Annotated in this window: 18 protein-coding genes; 4 read left to right on the forward strand and 14 right to left on the reverse strand. The window is 65.0% G+C overall.

Annotated features, from left to right (window positions below):
- Window positions 1-74: 74 nt before the first annotated feature.
- The 4 genes from ftsZ to murB form a co-directional block, all read right to left on the reverse strand.
- Entirely contained in the window at window positions 75-1,739 is a 1,665-nt protein-coding gene (ftsZ, locus tag ACIGJE_RS21030; RefSeq protein ID WP_415081506.1) for a cell division protein FtsZ, read from the reverse strand.
- Between the two features lie 239 nt (window positions 1,740-1,978).
- Window positions 1,979-3,304 carry a cell division protein FtsA gene (ftsA, locus tag ACIGJE_RS21035; RefSeq protein ID WP_068282115.1) on the reverse strand — a complete coding sequence of 442 codons (1,326 nt, stop codon included), beginning with the start codon at window positions 3,302-3,304 and terminating at the stop codon, window positions 1,979-1,981.
- On the reverse strand, window positions 3,301-4,197 hold the full coding sequence (locus ACIGJE_RS21040; protein WP_415081503.1) for a cell division protein FtsQ/DivIB: 897 nt from the start codon (window positions 4,195-4,197) through the stop codon (window positions 3,301-3,303). Before ACIGJE_RS21040 ends, ftsA begins: the two co-directional genes overlap by 4 nt.
- Window positions 4,198-4,558: 361 nt before the next feature.
- A complete protein-coding gene (gene murB, locus ACIGJE_RS21045; RefSeq protein ID WP_394308039.1) occupies window positions 4,559-5,476 on the reverse strand; it encodes a UDP-N-acetylmuramate dehydrogenase in 918 nt (305 codons plus the stop codon).
- A 307-nt stretch (window positions 5,477-5,783) separates the two neighbouring features.
- Here murB and ACIGJE_RS21050 point away from each other — a divergent pair, with 307 nt between their 5' ends.
- Together ACIGJE_RS21050 and ACIGJE_RS21055 are read left to right on the forward strand one after the other, a co-directional pair.
- Window positions 5,784-6,305, forward strand: a complete 522-nt coding sequence (locus tag ACIGJE_RS21050; RefSeq protein WP_415081501.1) for a nucleotidyltransferase family protein — start codon at window positions 5,784-5,786, stop codon at window positions 6,303-6,305.
- On the forward strand, window positions 6,302-6,853 hold the full coding sequence (locus ACIGJE_RS21055) for a DUF4269 domain-containing protein (protein WP_415081499.1): 552 nt from the start codon (window positions 6,302-6,304) through the stop codon (window positions 6,851-6,853). Before ACIGJE_RS21050 ends, ACIGJE_RS21055 begins: the two co-directional genes overlap by 4 nt.
- A 33-nt stretch (window positions 6,854-6,886) precedes the next feature.
- Here the strand turns inward: ACIGJE_RS21055 and ACIGJE_RS21060 are convergent, their stop codons facing one another.
- From ACIGJE_RS21060 to ACIGJE_RS21080, 5 genes are all read right to left on the reverse strand, one after another.
- Window positions 6,887-7,567 carry a DNA alkylation repair protein gene (locus ACIGJE_RS21060; protein ID WP_311941689.1) on the reverse strand — a complete coding sequence of 227 codons (681 nt, stop codon included), beginning with the start codon at window positions 7,565-7,567 and terminating at the stop codon, window positions 6,887-6,889.
- A 190-nt stretch (window positions 7,568-7,757) separates the two neighbouring features.
- Window positions 7,758-9,161, reverse strand: coding sequence for a UDP-N-acetylmuramate--L-alanine ligase (murC, locus tag ACIGJE_RS21065; protein ID WP_311941693.1), 1,404 nt, complete (start codon window positions 9,159-9,161; stop codon window positions 7,758-7,760).
- Window positions 9,162-9,329: 168 nt separating this feature from the next.
- Window positions 9,330-10,421, reverse strand: a complete 1,092-nt coding sequence (murG, locus tag ACIGJE_RS21070) for an undecaprenyldiphospho-muramoylpentapeptide beta-N-acetylglucosaminyltransferase (protein ID WP_415081496.1) — start codon at window positions 10,419-10,421, stop codon at window positions 9,330-9,332.
- The gene (locus ACIGJE_RS21075; RefSeq protein WP_311941699.1) at window positions 10,418-11,587 is read right to left on the reverse strand and encodes an FtsW/RodA/SpoVE family cell cycle protein; all 1,170 of its coding nucleotides are present in this window, start codon (window positions 11,585-11,587) and stop codon (window positions 10,418-10,420) included. Before ACIGJE_RS21075 ends, murG begins: the two co-directional genes overlap by 4 nt.
- 178 nt (window positions 11,588-11,765) lie before the next feature.
- Window positions 11,766-12,383 (reverse strand): TetR/AcrR family transcriptional regulator, encoded by a 618-nt coding sequence (locus ACIGJE_RS21080; RefSeq protein WP_415081778.1) that lies wholly within the window; start codon window positions 12,381-12,383, stop codon window positions 11,766-11,768.
- Between the two features lie 78 nt (window positions 12,384-12,461).
- Here ACIGJE_RS21080 and ACIGJE_RS21085 point away from each other — a divergent pair, with 78 nt between their 5' ends.
- Entirely contained in the window at window positions 12,462-13,430 is a 969-nt protein-coding gene (locus ACIGJE_RS21085; RefSeq protein WP_415081494.1) for an alpha/beta fold hydrolase, read from the forward strand.
- Window positions 13,431-13,512: 82 nt separating this feature from the next.
- On the opposite strand, the gene ACIGJE_RS21090 is transcribed toward ACIGJE_RS21085, so the two are convergent.
- Window positions 13,513-13,698, reverse strand: a complete 186-nt coding sequence (locus ACIGJE_RS21090) for a 4-oxalocrotonate tautomerase (RefSeq protein ID WP_311942024.1) — start codon at window positions 13,696-13,698, stop codon at window positions 13,513-13,515.
- A 113-nt stretch (window positions 13,699-13,811) separates the two neighbouring features.
- Here ACIGJE_RS21090 and ACIGJE_RS21095 point away from each other — a divergent pair, with 113 nt between their 5' ends.
- The gene (locus ACIGJE_RS21095) at window positions 13,812-14,696 is read left to right on the forward strand and encodes a LysR family transcriptional regulator (RefSeq protein ID WP_483678635.1); all 885 of its coding nucleotides are present in this window, start codon (window positions 13,812-13,814) and stop codon (window positions 14,694-14,696) included.
- An 11-nt stretch (window positions 14,697-14,707) separates the two neighbouring features.
- On the opposite strand, the gene murD is transcribed toward ACIGJE_RS21095, so the two are convergent.
- The 4 genes from murD to ACIGJE_RS21115 form a co-directional block, all read right to left on the reverse strand.
- Complete coding sequence (gene murD / locus ACIGJE_RS21100; RefSeq protein WP_483678636.1) at window positions 14,708-16,114, reverse strand: UDP-N-acetylmuramoyl-L-alanine--D-glutamate ligase; 1,407 nt, start codon at window positions 16,112-16,114, stop codon at window positions 14,708-14,710.
- A gap of 14 nt (window positions 16,115-16,128) precedes the next feature.
- Window positions 16,129-17,250: a phospho-N-acetylmuramoyl-pentapeptide-transferase gene (mraY, locus tag ACIGJE_RS21105; protein ID WP_311941710.1), complete on the reverse strand. Its 1,122-nt coding sequence runs from the start codon at window positions 17,248-17,250 to the stop codon at window positions 16,129-16,131.
- 211 nt (window positions 17,251-17,461) lie between these two features.
- Entirely contained in the window at window positions 17,462-18,913 is a 1,452-nt protein-coding gene (locus ACIGJE_RS21110; protein ID WP_415081487.1) for a UDP-N-acetylmuramoyl-L-alanyl-D-glutamate--2,6-diaminopimelate ligase, read from the reverse strand.
- A 151-nt stretch (window positions 18,914-19,064) separates the two neighbouring features.
- Window positions 19,065-20,870 (reverse strand): peptidoglycan D,D-transpeptidase FtsI family protein, encoded by a 1,806-nt coding sequence (locus ACIGJE_RS21115; protein WP_367623237.1) that lies wholly within the window; start codon window positions 20,868-20,870, stop codon window positions 19,065-19,067.

Here is a 20,870-nt window from a genome sequence, read left to right on the forward strand (position 1 = left end):
GGCCCGGGCGATGGACCCGGGCCGTCATTGATCCGCACTATGGTTACGATTTCGTCACGAAGGCGAAATCGGCCTCAATTCGAATGGCGGCGCAGGAAGGCCGGAATCTCGAGCTGATCGTCCTCGATCGAGCGGGACTGCTGCGGGGCCGGACGCGGCGCCGGCGGACGACGCTGGGCTTCGGGCGGACGCTGCGGAGCCGGGCGCGGCTCGGGCTGGCGCGCCACGGGCGCCGGCTCATGTTCGACTTCATCCGTCTCGGGACGGCCGAGGCCGACGGCAGCCAGGCGTTGAAGCAGCGTCATGCGCTTCTTGTCGCCAGCCTGGGGGGCTTCCGGACCACGCTGGGCGGCAATCTGGGCCTGCGCCGGCATCGGCAGATCCTCGATGCGCGGCATGCGCGGCGGGCGAACGACGGCCCGCTCCGGCGCCGGCGGCACGAAATGCTCGGGCTCGGGATGATGCTCGGGCGCACGCTGGGCTTCTTCGACCACCGGCTCGCGGAACAGGGTCGGCTTGGGCGCCAGCGGGCGCAGCGTCACGTCATTGGCGGCAGCCACCGGCTCCACCGGAGCGGCCGGTACCGGCTGGGCGATTTCCTGCTGGATCGGGGCGGGCTCGACCGCCACCGGGGCCGGAGCCGCCGGCGCGACATTGCGCGGCGCGGCAACGCGGGCAGCCTGAGCGGCCTGGGCTGCAGCCTGGTCACGCACGCGCTGGGTCATTTCCGCCAGGCGAATGTCGTCCTTGGAGGGCGAAGCCTGGGGCAGGATGGCCGAGTCGATGCCGGTGGCGACCACCGACACCCGCATCGTGCCTTCCAGCGACGGATCCTGGGTCGCTCCCAGAATGATGTTGGCTTCCGGATCGACCTCTTCACGAATGCGGGTCGCCGCCTCGTCGAGCTCGTAGAGCATCATGTCGGGGCCGCCGGTGATCGAGATCAGCAGGCCGCGGGCGCCCTTCATCGAAACGTCGTCGAGCAGCGGGTTGGCGATCGCCGCCTCGGCGGCCAGGATCGCACGGCGCTCACCCGACGCTTCGCCGGTGCCCATCATCGCCTTGCCCATCTCGCGCATCACGGCGCGCACGTCGGCAAAGTCGAGATTGATCAGGCCGGGCTTGACCATGAGGTCGGTGATCGAAGCGACACCCGAATAGAGCACCTGGTCGGCCATGGCGAAGGCGTCGGCGAAGGTGGTCTTGTCGTTGGCGACCCGGAACAGGTTTTGGTTCGGAATGACGATGAGGGTATCGACGCTCTTCTGGAGCTCGGCGATGCCGGACTCGGCCAGGCGCATGCGGCGCAGGCCCTCGAAATGGAAGGGCTTGGTGACGACGCCGACGGTGAGGATACCGACCTCACGAGCGACGCGGGCGATGACCGGCGCAGCGCCAGTACCCGTGCCGCCGCCCATGCCGGCGGTGACGAAAACCATGTGGACGCCGTTGAGATGATCGCGGATCTCGTCGATCACTTCCTCTGCGGCGGCGCGACCGACCTCAGGCTGCGAACCCGCGCCGAGACCCTCGGTAACCTGGATGCCCATCTGCACGATACGATCGGCCTTCGAAAGGGTCAGCGCCTGCGCGTCCGTGTTGGCGACGACGAAGTCGACGCCTTCCAGTCCGGCCTCGATCATGTTGTTGACGGCGTTGCCGCCAGCCCCACCAACGCCGAACACGGTGATACGCGGCTTCAACTCCCGGATATCCGGCATTTTGAGGTTGATCGTCATGGTTCGCCTCTTTTGCAAGACGCGTCGCCGCGCCCCTTAATTGACCTTCATCAAGGCCTTACGACCCCTTCCTGCCCTTTGAATCAGAAAGTTACTGATTTGCGAAGCAGGCATTTGTGTAATCCGGTTAAATTTGACCGGAAAAATTAGTCAAAATGGCCTTGAAAAACCGGCCATTCTTCATGTCTCAACGTTACCTTTGCGATTCGAAACTCGATTTCCCTTTTGCAAATCGAAGTTTAGAAACTGTGTTTCAACCAACGCCCGACCCGACCGAAATAACCGTCTGTTCCGGTAGCCTGCGCACGCGTCCGAACCTGCGGTTCGAAATGCTCGACTCCGGCGATTTGCGGATAGACCAGCAGGCCAGCTGCCGTAGCGAAAGGTGGCCCCTTGGCGGCTTCGGGCATGCCGGCGATGCCGAGCGGACGCCCGATGCGGACCTGCCGATCCAAAATCTTGCGCGCCAGTTCCACCGTGCCCGTCAACTGGCATGCGCCCCCGGTCAGTACGACACGGCGGCCCGCCTCGGCCCAGGCACCGGACCCGCGCAGGCGGTCGCGCACCATTTCGAGGATCTCCTCGATGCGCGGGCGGATGATGCGCACCAGCCGCGAACGCGGCACGTGATGGATGCCGTCGCCCTGCTCGTCCCCGACGGGCGGCACGGCGATCGTCTCGCGATCATCCGAGGGGCTGGCGATGGTGGCGCCATAGAGAACCTTCAGGCGCTCGGCTTCCGACAGCTTGGTCGACAGGCCGCGCGCCACGTCGGTCGTGACATGCGCCCCGCCCACCGGCAGGCTGTCGGCATGCACGAAGGCACGATTGGCGAAGACGGCGACAGAGGTGGTGCCAGCGCCCATGTCGATCAGGGTCACGCCCATCTCGGTCTCGTCGTCGACGAGCGCCGACAGGCCGGCGGCGTAGGGCGTAGCGACCATCGCCTCGACATGGAGATGGCAGCGCTCGATGGCGAGCATCAAATTCTTGGCCGGCGTCGACTCCGCCGTCACCACATGCATGTCGACACCGAGCTGGCGGCCCAGCATGCCTCGGGGATCGGAGATGCCGCCGACGCCGTCGAGCATGTGGCCGATCGGCAGCGAATGCAGCACGGCGCGTCCGTCACGCACCGAATGGCTGGCGCCGGCATCGAGAACGCGATGAATGTCGAGATCGCAGACCTGATGGCCGCCGACTTCCACCGTGGCCGAATAGTGCTCGCTCGCCACCCGCCCGCAGGAAATGTTGACGATCACCGAGTCCACCCGCACGCCGGCCATGCGCTCGGCGGCATCGACCGCATGGCGGATCGCCTGTTCGGCGGCCTCCATGTCGACGACGGCGCCGGACTTCAGCCCGCGCGAACGCTGATGGCCGATACCCAGGATCTGGGCCTGGTGACTGCGACCCGGCAGAAGATCGGCCCCTTCGAGCGGACGCAGTCGCGCGATCAGGCAGACGATCTTGTTGGTGCCGACGTCGAGCACCGACATCACCGTGGTGCGACGTGGCGCCAACGGCTTGAGCTTGGGGGTCAGGCCATTCTCGAAGGGGCTCATGCCTTGCCCCCCTTTGCCTTCTTCTTGGACAGCGCGTCGGCCCGGGCAGCCGCGGCCTGCTCACTCAAACGAAAGGTAGCGCGATCGGGCATACGCATGTCGACTGCCAGAATATCCTTTTCCAAAACCTTGCCCTTCCGCTCGAGGCCGGCCAGGCTCTTCAAGGCCTGGTCCGGATTGTCCTCGGGGAGGCGAACGACCACGCCATTGTCGAGCGTGAGATTCCAGCGGCGCTGGGAAACGAGCGTTGCCCCTCTGACCCGGCCGGTCAGTTCGGGCGTGGCGGCAACCGCCGCAACGATTTCGCTGGCCCGCTTCTCGGCCCCCTCGCCCACCACCAGCGGCAGAGCGGCAAAACGGGCCTCGACATGATCCTCGATCACGACGCCGTCTTCGGCGATCACGCTGACCGAGCCGTCACGCTGCCACAGGGCGTAGGGCGCGCGCTCCTCGATGGTGACCGAGAGCGTGGAGGGAAACAGCTTACGGACCTGTGCCGATTTCACCAGCGGCAGCTTCTCGAGCCCTTCGCGCGCCGCCTCGGCATCGAGAAACAGCAGCGACGAGGTGTTGGTGACCCCGGCAGCGGCGAAGATCTTCTGATCCGTCAGCTCGCGCTGGCCGGTGACGGCGACGGTCTCGACCCGGAAACCGAACAGATTGGCCGCCATGTCGAGCGGCGCGCCATACTGAACCTTCATCTGCGGCCAGACCGGTCCGGTCTGGGCACCATAGACGATGGTTCCCACCAGAAAGGCGGCCGACAGCATGAGGCCCAGTCCCCGCGGGGGCTTTGCCAGCAGACGCTGCAGCCGCGACGAGCGCTGATCCACGAACGTCCTGGTCGTGAATCCGGCTTGGCGCAGGGAGGACAGATTGAACAAACGCAGCATATGCTCGAAGCCAACGCTCTTGAGGAACCGCCGGTTGGGACGGTCTTTTGAAGGGCGATCTCAGGAGCTGACCACCCCCCTCAAGCGGGAAATGCTTCATGCCCCATTAAGGTTAGCTTTCGGACAAATCAGTAAACAATCGGTTAGCAGCGCTTCAGCTTTGCCGCTTTAGGCCCTGGCGCGGCTCAGAAATCGACACCACTTCCGGCTCGACATGCCGCAAGGTCACTCTGCACCCGGCAAACCGGGATTGTCGGCAGGGCCCATGACCGGATCACGCCGGGAATTTCCACGGACGTTCGTGTCTCGCGAGCTGCTCCCAGGCATGCCCGAGGCTCGATCGAGAGAAACGTGGTCGGGGTCAGGCCGCCCGTCCCACGCGCTTGATTTCCCATTCGAGCTCGATGCCCGCATGGTTCCGTACGCGCTCGCGAACGGTCTCGCCCAGCGCTTCGATGTCGGCCGAGGAGGCCGTGCCAAGATTGACCAGGAAATTGGTGTGCATCGGCGAGACCTGGGCGCCGCCGACGGTCAAGCCGCGGCAACCGGCCTCGTCGACCAGCTTCCAGGCCGAATGGCCGGGCGGGTTCTTGAAGGTCGAGCCACCCGTGCGGGTATTGACCGGCTGGGACGAGGAACGCGCCTCGGTGATCTTCTGCATCTCCGCCAGGATCGCCTCGCGATCCCCCGGCCTGCCCCGGAATGTCGCCTGCGTGAACACGACGTCCGTCGGCACGGCACAGCGACGATAGCTGAAGCCCATGGCGGGTGCGTCATAGATCAAGATCGAGCCGTCGCGGCCGACCGCCCGCGCCGAGGCGAAGACATCCTTGGTCTCGCCACCATAGGCGCCGCCATTCATGCGCAGCGCCCCACCGATCGCGCCAGGAATGCCGCGCAGGAAGGACAGGCCCTGGATGCCCGCTTCCGCTGCCGCACGCGCCACCTTGACATCCGGGGCTCCCGCGCCGGCCGTGATGGCGAGGCCATCGACGGCGATAGCACCGAAACCCTTGCCGAGGCGGATCACCACGCCCTCGACGCCGCCGTCACGGACCAGAAGATTGGAGCCGAGTCCTACCACCATCCAGGGTGTCTGTGCGGGCAGGCCGGCCATGAACTGCGCCAGATCCTCCTCGTCCACCGGCGTGAACAGCAGCTGCGCCGGACCGCCGGTGCGAAACCAGGAGAGCGGCGCCATCGGCGCATTGGCTTCCAGCGTACCGCGCAATCCCGGCATGAGTGGGCGAAGCGAGGGAATGAGGTCGGGAAAGGTCATGGGGTCCGAAAAGATCCAATGGCGGAATATCTCAATGTTGCCCACGAATGGGCAGCATTGAGATATTCTGCAAGTGTTTAAAATCCTGCAGGGTCTTCTTGATCGCCCCATAGCGGGATCAGGGATTTGGAATGCCGGCCTTATTGCCTACATTCGCTTAAAAAGCCCAGCGATTCTGCCAAGGCGTCTTGCGATTTGCGGAAGCGCAAAGACGTGTCGAACCAACGAGTTGGAGCGAACATTGCCGGATCGGTCCACCTCCCCGGAAGAACGCCTCCGCGCCATCGTCCGCACGGATGAGAACCTCATGGCCTTTCTCGTCGCCGCCCGCTCGCTGCGTCTGCCGCAATGGCGGCTGGCGGCGGGCTGCGTCTACCAGAGCGTGTGGAACAGCCTGACCGGGAAATCCACCGGCACCGGCATCAAGGATTATGATCTCATCTATTTCGACGCCACCGATGTGAGCTGGGAAGCCGAGGATGCCGTGATCCGGCGTGCTGCTCCCCTCTTCGACGGGCGCTGGCCGGTCGAGATCCGCAACCAGGCCCGGGTCCATCTGTGGTTCGAGCAGCGTTTCGGCCTGCCCTATCCGCAACTCCATTCGGCCGACGAGGCCTTCGGGCACTATGCCGCTATCGTGCATGCGGTCGGCATTCGGCTGGAAGAAGACGACACGATCGACATCGCCGCCCCCTTCGGCCTCGATGACGTCTTCGGCATGGTCATCCGCCCCAATCCGGGGCGCCCGGGTGACAAGGGCCTGTCCGCCAAGGCTGCACGCGCCCAGGCGATCTGGCCCGAACTGCGCCTGGTGGATCTGCAGCCATGACGGCAAGGCCGGGCTATGCGCAGGCCCTGCAGGCAACCAGGCTGCTCGAATTGTTGCAGGCCTATGATCCGCATGTCGCGGGCACGCCCCCTCTCGGCGTCGACCTGCCCGCCAGCGACATCGACATCCTCTGCCACGCCCCGGATACCCTCGCCTTCACTCGGACAGTCTGGGAGGCTCTTGCTGAAGCGCCGGCCTTCTCCATCCATCAATGGACCGCAGGTGGGCGCCCGGTGGTCGCCACCTTTACGGCGCAGGGCTGGTGCTTCGAGATCTTCGCCTCCATTCAACCGGTGGCCGAACAGGCAGGCTGGCGCCATTATTTGGCAGAGCGGCGCTTGCTCACGCTGGGAGGAGAGCCCTTCCGCAGCAGCGTCATGCATCATCGCCGGGCCGGCCTGAAGACCGAACCCGCCTTCGCCGCGGCCCTGCGCCTGAAAGGCGATCCCTATCAGGCCCTGATCGAGCTCGGGCAACGGGAGGACGGTCATCTCCAGGTGCTCCTCGCCGCCGCCGGCTACCCTGCTCCCATCGCGCAAAGGGAATGACCCTTCGGAACCACTAATGAGCCCCGGTCAACCTCACCCTGCGATATGCTTCAAGGCCTCGCGACGGCTGAGATTGCTGAGTTCGGGGTGCTCGTCGACGTAACGGGCAACCTCCGCGGGATCGATGCGTGCATAATGCCTGAGAGCCCAGCCGATCGCCTTGCGCAGGAAAAATTCCTTGGAGCCGATCGACGGTGCGATGCAGGCGTAGAGAAGATCGAGATCGGTCTGCCCCTTGGCGTCGAGCTGGCAGAGGATCGCGCTTCGGCGCTTCCACATATCGGCATCGACGGCCCAGGCGAGCATCGCCTGCCGCATCGTCGCGCCGTCACTGCGCAGGATCGGCAGGAGACGGTGCGCGGCGATCGCATCGACATAGTCCCACCAGGCGCCGGTGACGATCAGCTCCTCATACATCGGCAGGACGTCGAAGCGCTGGAACGCCCTGGCGGCCCGCAGGCCGGTCAGCTCGATGGCGGCATAGCGCTCTTCGCGAAAACGGGCGCCACGCCAGATGGCGAGAACCTCTGCCTGCCAGTGCCCTGCGGTCTCGAAGCGCAGATCTGCGAAGATGGTCTTGCAGATCTGCCTGAGCGGCACAGCGGAAACACCGAGATAGGGCATCGCCGATTTCATATAGGCTTGCATGCCCGGCGCACGCGAGGGATCGGCAGCGGCCGCCAGACGTGCGCGGATCGTCTCGGCCAGGCGCATGCCCATTCTCCCAGCACCGCATCGGCGCTGCATGAGGGAACGCCGGATCAGTGGAGTGTCAACCTCCCGGCTGACACCCCGCTTGCCGACGAGCGTTCCTTTTCAAGATGTCAGCCGGGAGGCTGACACTCCAACCCCTCTTGGTATGAAAACGCGACCGAAGTGCAAGACCCCACTTACGGTTTGCATCTCACCCGAGCGCCGCCAGTTCCCCCGGCAGTGCATAGGCCCATTGCGTGATGTTACCGGCACCGAGGCAGATCACGTAGTCACCGGGCTTGGCCGCCGAAGCGACCAGGCCGGCAAGCGAGCCGGGACCATCGAGCGCGACGACATGGCGGTGGCCGCGCGCCCGGATGCCGGCGACGAGGCCTTCCTTGTCGGCTCCCGGGATCGGGGCCTCGCCGGCCGCATAGACATCGGCGACCACGACCATGTCGGCATCGTTGAAGCAGGCGGAGAATTCGTTGAACAGGCTCGCCAGGCGGCTATAGCGATGCGGCTGCACCACCGCGATCACCTGCCCGGTGGTCGAGGCCCGCGCCGCCTTGAGCACGGCGGAGATCTCCACGGGATGGTGGCCGTAATCGTCGAACACGGTGACGCCGTTCCACTCCCCGGTGCGCGTGAAGCGCCGCTTGACACCGCCGAAGCCTTCCAGGCCCTTGCGGATCGCTTCGGCGTCCATGCCGAGATTGTGGGCAACGGCGATCGCAGCGGTCGCGTTGAGGGCATTGTGGCCGCCCGGCATGGGCAGGCCGAGATCGGGAAGCTCGACCACCGCGCCGGTCTTGCGGTCGCGAATGACGACACGAAAGCGCGAACGGCCTCCCGAGAGGTCGAGATCGAGAAGGCGCACATCGGACTGCGGGTTCTCGCCATAGGTGACGACGCGGCGGTCCTCGATGGTGCCGACCAGCTCCTGCACCACGGGATGATCGAGGCACATCACGGCAAAGCCGTAGAACGGGATGTTCTCGACGAACGTCCGGAAGGCATCCTTGATGGCATCGAAGGTCTTGAAATGATCGAGATGCTCGGGATCGATATTGGTGACGATGGCGACGTCGGTCGGCAGCTTGAGGAAGGTGCCGTCGCTCTCGTCGGCCTCCACCACCATCCAGTCGCTCGAACCGAGCCGTGCATTGGTGCCATAGGCGTTGATGATGCCGCCATTGATCACGGTGGGATCGAAACCGCCGGCATCGAGCAGCGTCGCCACCAGCGAAGTCGTGGTGGTCTTGCCATGCGTGCCGGCAATGGAGACGCAGGTCTTCAATCGCATCAGCTCGGCCAGCATCTCGGCACGCCGCACCACCGGCAAGCGCATCTCACGAGCAGCGACGAGCTCCGGGTTGTCGCGCTTGATCGCGGTGGAGACCACCACCACCTCGGCATCGCCGATATTCTCGGCGGCATGGCCGATGAAGGTCTTCACGCCCTTATCCTTCAGGCGCTTGACGTTGTAATTGTCGGCAGCGTCCGAGCCCTGCACCGTGTAGCCCAGATTGACCAGCACTTCGGCAATGCCGGACATGCCGATACCGCCGATGCCGACAAAGTGGATGGGGCCAATTTCACGGGGCAGCTTCATGAGGTCTCTCGAAAAGATGGGATTTCGGTTCGTATAGGGGCGACAGGGCCGGGAGGCAAATTTGGAGAAAATTCGGAGCGCGGACTTCCAGTCCGCCTCTTGGAGACGCCGCGCTTGCGAGACTGCAAAGAGCGGACAGGATGTCCGTGCTCCGAGGACCCGCCCCCGTCACATCGCCGCCAGCTTCACCACCCAGTCGGCGAGGCGATCGGCAGCGTCGGGAATGCCGGCGTTCCGGGCATTGGCGGCCATGGCCTGCAGCCCCACCGGATCGGCGAGCAGCGCGGTGAGATCGGCTGCCAGCGTTTCCGCGGTGAAGTCCGGCTGCATCACCATCCGGGCGCCATCGACATTGGCGAGCGTACGGGCGTTGGCAGCCTGGTCCTGGTCGAGCGCTCCCGGCAGCGGCACGAGGATCGATGGGCGGCCGATGACCGAAAGCTCGGCCACGGTCGAGGCACCGGAGCGGCTGATCACCAGATGAGCCCCCGCGATACGGGCGGGCAAGTCTCGGAAGAAATCCTGCACGTCCGCAGCAACGCCGAGGCCGGCATAGGTCTCACGCACGGCGGCAAGGTCCTCCTGGCGCGCCTGCTGCACGATCCTGAGCCGGCGGCGCAATGGTTCGTCCAGCCGCGCGATCGCCGACGGCACGATCGCCGACATCACAGCGGCGCCCTGGCTGCCGCCGAAGACCAATAGGTTGATGGGCCCGTCCAGATCAGGATAGGGCACCTTGGCCGCTTCCATCACCGCCGGCCTGACCGGGTTGCCGGTATGGACGAGCTTCGATTTCGGCACATTGTCCATCATCGCCACATCGGCAAAGCCGGTGGCGATGCGCGTCACTTTGGGTGCCAGCATGCGGTTGGCCCTGCCCATCACCGCATTGGCCTCGTGGATCATGGTGGGGATCTTGCGCCAAGCCGCAGCCGTCAGCGGCGGCAGGGTCGGATACCCGCCGAAACCCACCACCACGGCGGGGGCCAGACGCCCCAGCATGCGCCAGGCCGAAAACGTCCCCGTGCCGAGCTGCCAGAGCGTATTGGCCATGGCGAGCGGCGAGCGGGAACGCACGGTCTCGGATGGGATGACGTGGATGTCCTCCCAGGCAAAAGTGCCGGTATAGCGCTCCACCCGTTCGTCGGTGGCAAGATGCGGACGAAAGCCGAGCGGCATGAGCGCTCCCGCCAGCGCTTCGGCCGGGAACAGGTGGCCGCCGGTACCGCCGGCACAGAGCAGTACGATCTTGCCGCTCACGACGACAATCCGATACCAGCTGCGCCCTGGGCCCTGCGGTCGCGGAAGCTGAAGGCGCTTTCGAGCATGTCGGTACGTGGGCGGCGGCGGGTGAGCGCGAGCACCATGCCCATGCCATAGGCCACCGAGATCAGCGAGGAGCCGCCATAGGAGATGAAGGGCAGCGTCATGCCCTTGGCGGGCATCATGTGGAGATTGACCATCAAATTGATCGAGGACTGCATTCCGAACAGGAGGGTGAGGCCGGCGGTGGCGAAGCGGCAGAAGGGATCTTCGACCTTGTAGGCGTGCCAGAAGCCACGCAGCACGATGAGGGCGAACATCGCCACCACCACCATGACGAAAAGAAGGCCGAATTCCTCGCCGGTCACCGCCATGATGAAATCGGTGTGGGAATCCGGCAGGATCAGTTTGTAGGTACCCTCGCCCGGCCCCTTGCCCAGCCAGCCGCCGCTGAGGAAGGCATCGCGCGCCACGTCGACCTGGAAGGTATCGGTGCCCTCCGGCTTGAGAAAGCGGTCGATGCGGGAGGTGACGTGTGGAATGAACTGATAGGCGGCCACGATGCCGACGACGCCGACGCCTCCGAGCCCGACCATCCAGAACCAGTGCAGCCCGGCCATGAAGAACAGCGCACCCCAGACGATGGAGATCAGCATGGTCTGGCCAAAGTCGGGTTGCAGGATGAGCAGTCCCGCCGAGCAGGCCAGCAGCAGCATGGCGAGGATGTTGGCGGGAACGTCCGGCCGCTTGACGTTTTCGGAAAACAGCCAGGCCGCCAGCACGACGAAGGCGGGCTTGAGGAACTCGGAAGGCTGGATACCGGCGATCCAACGCCTGGAACCCTTCACCTCAGCGCCGAACAACAGCGTCGCCGCGACAAGCGCGATCGAGATCAGGAACATCACCAGGGCCAGCCGACGGATGGACTGCGGCGACAGGAAGGAAATCCCGATCATTACCATCAGGGCCACCGGGATCATCATCGCCTGGCGGTTGACGAAGTGGAACATGTCGGAGATGCCGATACGCTCGGCGACGGCGGGGCTCGCCGCCAGCAGGAGGACGATACCGGTCAGCATCAAAGCCAGGATCGTCATCAGCATCAGCCGATCGACGGTCCACCACCAGGCATTGAAGGCTGAACGTTCGGTACGCGAGGCCATGAACAGGGAGTCCGTCAGCTGAGGGAGGATCGCCCTAGCAGTGCTCCCGACAGGGTTTAGGAACGGTTAAATGCGAAGGCCTCGTCGCGTTTTTGCCGGCAATGCGCCTGGAAATGCCGATTGAACCGGCTCGCCTTCCGTTCGCAACGGTCGGCATCGGCTGCCGCCTCGCCCTGTTCTATCGTGATGCTTGGCTCCTGGATTGCCGGCGGTCGAGTCCCGCCACCACGTCCTCGACGATCTCCTGCAACTCGGCACGGCTGCTGCCGTCCCGGGCCTGGATCGAGATCCCCTGCATCACGGCCGCTAAATGGCGAGCCAGCCCGGGGATCGTCTCGTTGTCGCCAAAAGGCTGCAGCGCCTGCACGATCCTCATGCGGATATCCTCGCGTCGCGCAGCAAGGTCACGGGCGAGCGCGGCATGGTCGGGATGGCAGGTAACCATCCCGCTCGAGATCATGCAGCCACGCTCGCGATCGGGATGGGTGACGGCCTCGATCGCCGCTTCCAGCAGCAGGCGCACCGCCTTTGGCCGATCGTCCGCCTGCGTGACAGCGGCGAAATCGAGCAGGCCGATGCTACCCTCGTAGCGGGCCAGCGCTTCCTGGTAGAGCCCGGCCTTGCTGCCGAAGGCGGCGTAAAGGCTGGGGGGCGCGATCCCGATCGCCTTGGTGAGATCGCCGACCGAGACGCCCTCATAGCCGTGGCGCCAGAACAGCCGCATGGCCGTCTCGACCGCCTGTTCCCGATCGAAGCTCCAGGGTCGTCCGCCACGCGATTTCGAACCGTGTTCCATATCGAACACTAAACAACATCTTGACAGGCATCGTCAAGCAAGTTGAATAGTGATCGATAAACAACATCGGAGATCGCAATGGATCCTTCAAGACGCCTTTTCCTGGGTGCCGCCGCCGCCCTCACCGCCCTCGCCGTCGAATCGGGACTTGCAGGTTCCGCGGCGGGCGCAATCGGTAAGAAACACTCCGATGTTGCGAATGGAGGTAAACCAGGCTCAGGGCGTGAAAGCTTCTTCACCCGTTCGGCCGATGGCACGCTGCTGGCCGGCGAGGCACAGGGCGACCCGGCGGCCCCTGAGATCCTGTTCATCCACGGCCTGCGCCAGAGCCGGCTGAGCTGGGACAAGCAGTTTGTCGATGCGGCCCTGACCGGCTTCCGACTGGTGAGGTTCGACCTCCGCGGCCATGGCGATTCCGACAAGCCTGCCTCGCCCGACGCCTATTCCGACCCGGATCGCTGGGCGGACGACGTGGCTGCGGTGATCGCGGCCGCGAAGCTGCGCCGTCCCATCCTGGTGGGCTGGTCACTGGGCGGCCATGTCGCCGGCACTTATCTGCGCAAATATGGCGGCTCGCGCATCGCCGGGATCAACCTGGTCGATGCGGTCACCAAGCTGTCGCCCGACCTTCTGACCCCGCTCGCCGTGAGCTTCGCCAAGACGGCGGTCTCACACGACCTGGGCGAACGAACCGCTGCGACGGCCGATTTTCTCGCGGCCTGTTTTCACAAACCGCTCACCGATATCGAACTGCAGCGTATGCTAGTGGTCAACGGCATGACCGAACGCGCCGTGAACGAGGGGTTCGTCAAGACGGCCACGCCCGATCTCGAGCCGGTGTTCCAGGCCTATCCCGGCCCGGTCCTGCTGACGCACGGCGTCCACGACCGGCTGGTGCGCCTGGCCATGTCCGAGCGCATCAAGGCCCTTCATGCCGATAGCCGGCTCTCGGTCTATGCCGACAGCGGCCACAGCCCCTTCTACGAAGAGCCCGCGCGGTTCGGACGGGAACTCGCTGCTTTCACAACTGCATCGACAAGAGGCTGATGCCCGCGTGGAGCCGGCGCGATCCTGCCCGGCTCCCGCATATGCCACAGCAAGACTGTCGTCCCGCCGTGGAAAGGCACGCTCAACCGTCTGATTTCAGCTTCCCGGCAACGGCCCAGGCGTCCTTCGGAACTTCGATGATGATGATCTCGACGGATTCCGGCGGGCAAACCAGGGTTTCGACGACGGCCTTCGTCGCCGCCTGCACGAAATCGCGCTTTTGTTCGAGCGTCCGTCCGGGGTGCATTTCCACTCGCAGCACAGGCATGGTCACTTCCTCATGAAAAGGTCCGTTAGTCGACCTGCCGCAATGTTCTCCAAACCGATTTGCTGATAAATAGCCGCTTAGGCCTTTCATTCAGAACCGCATGGATTGCAATCATGGACAAGCTCGCCGGCATGGCCATGTTCGTCAGGGTGGTGGAGGAAGGCAGCTTCGCCGCCGCAGCAGAGACCAGCCGGGTATCGGCGACCATGGTCGCCAAGCATGTCCGCCAGATCGAACAGCGCCTGGGTGCCCGACTGCTTCATCGCACCACCCGCCGCCACCAGCTCACGGAAGTCGGCAGGCTCTATTACGAACGCTGCAAGACGGCCCTGGCGGAGGTGGCCCTGGCCGAAGCGAGCGCCTCCGAATTGCAGGCCAATCCGCGCGGACGGTTGCGAATGGTCGCGCCGGTGAGCTTCGGAAGCGAAAGCCTGGTGCCAGCCCTGGTCGACTATCTGCAGCGCCATCTCGACGTCACCGTCGATCTCGTGCTCGACAACCGCACCGTGGACCTGATCGGCGAGGGCTGCGAACTCGGCATTCACATCGGCGACCTCACGGACGAAAACCTGGTCGCCCGCCCGCTGAAGCCCTATCGTCGCATCCTGGCCGCCGCGCCTTGCTACCTGGATCGACGCGGGCGGCCGCAGCATCCCCGCGAACTCGGCGATCATGATTGCCTTGGCCATGCCTATTGGCGCACGCAGGGCATCTGGCACCTTGTCGGCCCGGATGGGGAGACCTGCACGGTGAATATCGGCGGCCGCTTCACCACCAACCAGGGTTCGGCGCTGCACGTGGCGGCGCTGCATGGGGCGGGCGTCGTGCTTCAGCCGGAACTGCTGCTGATCAACGACATCGAGGCCGGCCGGCTCGAGCCCGTGCTGCCGCTCTGGTCCTATCGCCCCACGCCGATGCATCTGGTCTACGCGCCGGATCGTCGGCCGACGGCCATGCTGCGTAGCGCCATCGACTTCCTGCTGGCCCGCTTCGGCTGACCGAAAGGCCGTCAGGCCTTGCCGATACCCGGCAAGGACAGCACGGCCCGGGAGAAGGCCTTGCCCCGTTCCTCGAAATTGCGGAACTGGTCGAAGGAAGCGCAGGCCGGGGAAAGCAGGACCACGGCCTCGTCGAGGCCGGACGCTGCCGCATCAGCAGAGGCCAGCGGCACCGCCTTTTCGATCGTCTCGGCCCGCACATAGGGTACGTGCCCTTCCAGCGTCGCCGCGAATTCGTCCGTTGCCTCGCCGATCAGATAGGCCTTGCGGATCTTGGGAAAATACTCGGCCAGGGACTCGATGCCGCCGGTCTTGGGCTTGCCGCCGGCGATCCAGTACAGGGTCGGGAAGGACGACAGGGCCTTGGCCGCGGCATCGGCATTGGTGGCCTTGGAATCGTTGACGAACAGCACGGGGCCGAGCCGACCCACCTGCTCCATGCGATGGGCTAGGCCCGGGAAGCTACGCATGCCGGCCTGGATCTGATCCAGTGTCAACCCACCTGCGTGCGCTGCCGCCAGCGCCGCGCAGGCATTCTGGGCATTGTGCGCGCCACGCAGGGAGCCGATACCGGCCAGGCTCGCCACCTCGACCGCCCTCCCCGCTTGCGCGGAAAACAACCTGTCGCCAATGGCATAGACACCATCGCTCAATTGTCTCTCGACCGAGATGCGGACGGGCCGGCGACCCTTGGCTTCGATCTCGTCGGCGATGGCAGCGCACCAGACATCGTCGACGCCGACGACCGGCGTGGCCGCGCCTTCGACCAGGCGCGCCTTCACGGCCGCATAATGTTCCAGCGTGCCGTGGCGGTCGAGATGATCCTCGGTGACATTGAGCAGGATGGCGACGGAGGGATCGATGCTCGGCGCCAGGTCGATCTGGTAGGAGGAGCACTCGACGACATAAACTCTTTCGATCCCTTGCACCTTGTCGGGCGACGGCGGCTCCAGCGACAGGATCGCCGTGCCGATATTGCCGCCGAGCTGCACGTCGCGGCCGGCGGCCGCGAACAGATGCGCGATCAGCGCCGTGGTGGTGGATTTGCCGTTGGTGCCGGTGATGGCGATGAAGGGCGCGCCCGGCGCCCTCACCCGGCGCTCGCGCACGAAGAGCTCGATATCGCCGATCACTTCCACCCCATGCGCAGCGGCAAGCTTGACCGACCAATGCGGCTCGGGATGGGTGAGCGGCACGCCGGGCGACAGGACCAGCGCGGCGACGGAGGACCAGTCGACCTCATTGAGGTCACGGACGTCAAGCCCCTTGTCGGCGGCGGCCTTGCGGCCGGCCTCGCCATCGTCCCAGACGATCGGCCTGGCGCCCCCGGCGGCGAGAGCCTCGGCCGTCACCAGGCCCGACCCGCCGAGGCCGAAGACGGCGACAGCACGGTCGCCGAAGGAAGTGATCGGGATCATGACGATCTTTCGTCCTATCTGAGCTTGAGCGTGGCAAGCCCGAGCAGGGCCAGCACCACCGCGATGATCCAGAAGCGGATCACCACCTGCGGTTCCTTCCAGCCGAGCTGCTCGAAATGGTGGTGGATCGGCGCCATCTTGAACACGCGCTTGCCGGTATAGCGGAACGACAGCACCTGGATGATCACCGACAGGGTCTCAGCCACGAACAGGCCGCCGACGACGAGCAGCACGATCTCATGCTTGGTCGCCACGGCAATCGAACCCAGCATGCCGCCTAGAGCGAGCGAGCCGGTATCGCCCATGAAGATCTGCGCCGGCGGCGCATTGAACCAGAGGAAGCCGAGCCCCGCCCCGATCATGGCGCCGCAGATCACCGCGAGTTCACCGGTGCCGGGTACGAAATGGAGCTGCAGGTAATTGGCGAAATTGGCGTTGCCGACGAGATAGGCGATGACACCGAAGGTTCCGGCCGCCACCATCACCGGCACGATGGCAAGACCGTCCAGGCCGTCCGTCAGGTTCACGGCATTGCCGAAACCCACGATGATGAAGGCACCGAAAACCACGAAGAAATAGGAGAGGTTGATCAGGAGTTCCTTGAAGAAGGGAAAGGCAAGCGATGTCGCCTGCGAGATCGGCGCTCCGCTGCCCCAGAGGAAGCCGAGGAAGCGCGCCCCACCTGCCTGTGCCATCAGGATCACGGCAACGCCGGCGATCAGGAATTCCAGACCGAGCCGCGCCCGCCCGGAAAAGCCCTTATGGCTCTGCTTGGTCACCTTGAGATAGTCGTCGTAAAAGCCGATGGCTCCGAAGCCGAGCGTCACCAGGAGCACGGCCCAGACATAGACATTGGCGAGGTTCCCCCACAGCAGGGTCGACACGCCCAGCCCAGACAGGATCATCAGCCCGCCCATGGTCGGCGTGCCCCGCTTGGACAGATGCGACTGCGGGCCGTCGTCGCGGATCGGCTGGCCCTTGCCCTGCTTCACCCTGAGCCAGGAGATGGTCCACGGCCCGAAGAAGAACACGAACAACAGCGCCGTGAAGATCGCCCCACCGGTCCGGAAGGTGATGTAGCGAAACAGGTTGAGGAGCTCGAAATGTTCGCTGAAGCGACTCAGCAGATAGAACATGGAAATCCTTTCAACCTCAGGCGTTTCGTCGGTAATTCTAGCCGTAATTTGTCCCGGGATTTGCGTCGCTGATACCAGCCCGTATGGCGATCGCCTCGCCCTGGGATCGCAGGCATCCTCGCCTGCTCTTGGAAGCGTCGCGGCTGGCAGGTGAGGAAAGCAGGCGAGGACGCCTGCGATCCCAGGATGCCATGTCGCACCAAATCGTCCATCATCCGGCCCTCGCCGCGATCGCCTCGCGGGCGACGTCGTGATCGGAGAAAGGCAATACAGTCTTGCCGACGATCTGGCCCGGCTCGTGCCCCTTGCCGGCGATCAGCAGTACGTCGCCCTGCGCCAGCTCCGCGACGGCCGTCTCGATCGCCTGGCGCCGGTCGCCGATCTCGATCGCACCGGGTGCCGCCGCCATGATGGCCGCGCGGATCGTGGCTGGATCCTCGCTGCGGGGATTGTCGTCGGTGACGATGACCTTGTCAGCCAGCCTTGTGGCGATCTCGCCCATGATCGGACGCTTGCCGGCATCGCGATCGCCGCCGCAGCCGAAGATCACCACCAGCCTGCCCTGCGCGAAGGGGCGCAAGGCCTCCAGCGCTTTCTCGAGCGCATCGGGCTTGTGGGCGTAGTCGACGAGCACCGGAGCTCCCTCGACGGTACCGACGAGATCGAGGCGGCCCTTGGCGCCCTCGAGGTGCTCGAGGGCAGCGAACACCGCATCCGGCTCGCCGCCGGTCGAGAGGCAGAGGCCCGCGGCGACCAGGGCGTTCTCCACCTGGAAGCGTCCGGCGAGCGGCAGCCTGACCCGATAGGCCCGGCCCTGATAGTCGAGTTCGAGATGCTGGATGAAGCCCTCGATCCCGACCGATTTCAGGCGGATGCCCTCGCCCGTCTCACCGACGCTGAGGATACGCAGGCCCTTCTGGCCTGCGGCAGCCAGCACGGCGCCGGCCTCGGCATGATCGGCTGCCACGACGGCCCCTGCGCCGGCGGGCAGAAGGTCGCGGAACAGGCGCAGCTTTGCCTCGAGATAGGCTTCGAAACTCGCGTGATAATCGAGATGATCGCGCGACAGATTGGTGAAACCGCCGGCAGCAAGGCGCACGCCATCGAGCCGGAACTGATCGAGGCCGTGCGAGGAGGCCTCCATGGCGAGATGGGTGATACCCCTGCCCGCGAGTTCGTCGATCAGACGGTGCAGCTCGACCGGATCCGGCGTGGTGAGGGAACCATAGGTCTCGCCCCAGGGCGCCACGACGCCGACGGTACCGATCGACGCCGATTGATGACCGAGCCTGGCCCAGATCTGTCGCACGAAGGCAGCGACCGACGTCTTGCCGCTGGTACCGGTGACGGCAATGATGGTTGCCGGCTGGCGATCATAGAAGGCTGCCGCGATCTCGCTCAGAGCCTTGCGGGCATTGTCGACCCTGATCAGTGCGACAGGCGCAGGCACGTCGAGCGGGGCTTCGGAGACGATCGCCACCGCACCGGCGGCGATGGCCTGCGGGACGTAGGCGGCGCCGTCGCTCTTGGTGCCGGGAATGGCGACGAAGACGAAGCCGGGCTTCACCGCGCGGGAATCGGCTGTGACCCCCGTGACCTCGAGCGCGCGGGCATCGGCGGCAAGGGAGCCTTCGGAAACGATGTCGGCGAGGCGCTTGGTCATGAACGTCCTGTTTTCGGCGATTCGGGATCGGCGGCTTTATTAGAGTGCCTATGAGGATTGGCAATGCAGTTTCAATGGCCGATCGATGCATCCCGGCCATGCATCGACCGAACTGCAATGGGCGGATCTTGTGACCCGCCCATCGAATGGCCTATCGAGCCGCCAGCCACGCCATGCTCTGGTTGAGCTGGTCCTTGGGCGCGTAGAGCGGCGGGACCGGATTGGGAACCTCCATGAAGCGGGGTTTGACGCCGAGCAGCGGACCGACACGCTCCAGGATCTTGCCGGTGGTGACGCCGGCGTTCCAGGCGGCCGTGGAGTAGCCATAGGTCTCGGGCAGGCCCTTGGGCTCGTCGTAGAGCACGGTGATCAGATATTTCGGCTTGTCGAAGGGAAACACCGCCATGAAGGTGGTGAAGTTCAGGTTCTTGTTGTAGCGCCCGCCGATCAGCTTTTCGGCCGTACCGGTCTTGCCGCCGACCTGGTAGCCGAAGATGTCGACCTTCTTGGCCGAGCCATTGGTGGCGTTGAGGCGCATGATGTAGCGCATCACGTCCGAAGTATGCGGCTTGAGCACCGTCTTGGACAAGGCCAGGGCTTCGTCCTGGTTGCGCTTGATGAAGGTCGGCTTCATCAGATGGCCGCCATTCATCATCGCGCCGACCGCCATGATTGCCTGCAGGGGCGCAACGGTGATGCCCTGGCCGAAGGCGATGGTGGCCGAGTTCAGCGTACCCCAGCGCCGCGGCAGAATCGGCGCGGCGTTTTCGGGCAGCTCCGTCACCAGGCGGTCGAGCTGGCCCATCTGGCGCAGGAAGGCCTGATGGGCGGGCACGCCGAGGCCCAGCGCCATGCGGATGACGCCGATATTGGACGAATAGGTGAACACTTCCGGCAGACTCAGCATGCGGCGCTGCGGATGGTAGTCGCGAATGGTCCAGCGCCCGATGGTGACGCTGCCGGCCCGGGCATCCAGCATGGAATTGGTGGTGAAGCGGCCCGATTCGATCGCCATGGCCAGCGTCAGCGCCTTGAAGGTCGAGCCCATTTCATAGGTGCCGACATTGATGCGGTTGATCCGGTTGGGATCGAGGGCATCGGCGGGATTGTTGGGATCGAAATCAGGCAACGACACTAGCGAGATCATCTCGCCGGTGGTCACGTCCATGATGACGCCGCCCGCGGCCTTGGCCTTGAAATGCTCCATGCCGGCGATGAGCTCGTCGCGCATCACCGCCTGGGCGCGCAGATCGATCGAGGTCTGCACCGGCTTCATCGCATCGGAGGTCGAGGCATAGCCGAGCGCCTGCAGTTCGGAGAGGCCGCGCTTGTTGTCGATATATTTCTCCAGGCCCGCAATGCCCTGGTTGTCGATGTTGACGGCGCCCAATACGTGGCTCACCGTCGGCCCGTTGGGGTAGATGCGCTTGTTCTCGTTGATGAAGCCGATGCCGGGAAGGCCAAGGGCGTAGATACGGTTGCGCTGCTCGGGCGTGATCTCGCGCTTGAGCCAGATGAAGCCCTTGCCGGAGGCGAGCTTGGCCCTGAGGTCGCGAGCATCGAGCTCCGGCATCTGGGCGGTGAGCAGCTCGGTCGCCTCGTCGACGTCGATGATCTTCTTCGGCTCGGCATAGAGCGAGGGCACCTGCACGTCAGTCGCCAGGATCCGTCCGTTGCGGTCGAGGATATCGGGGCGAGCCGCCGCCAACTGGTCGGCCGCCGAGCGGCGTGCATCATATTGCTGGTCGGGAGCGGTGCCGAACTGGGTAAGCCGCGCCATGATCGCCATGTAGATGCAGACGAACCCCACCACGATCAGCACGATGCGCCCAGCGCTCTTCTCGAGCTTGGACAGGCGCCTAGGCGGCGCCTTGGCGGGGCTGGTGGCATCAGGGTTCGCGCCGGTTTCCGGCACCGGCGTGCTTGCCGGATTATCCACGATGGTCCCGTCGCTCAT

It is taken from the genome of Labrys sp. E2SS-1L, assembly GCF_057073705.1.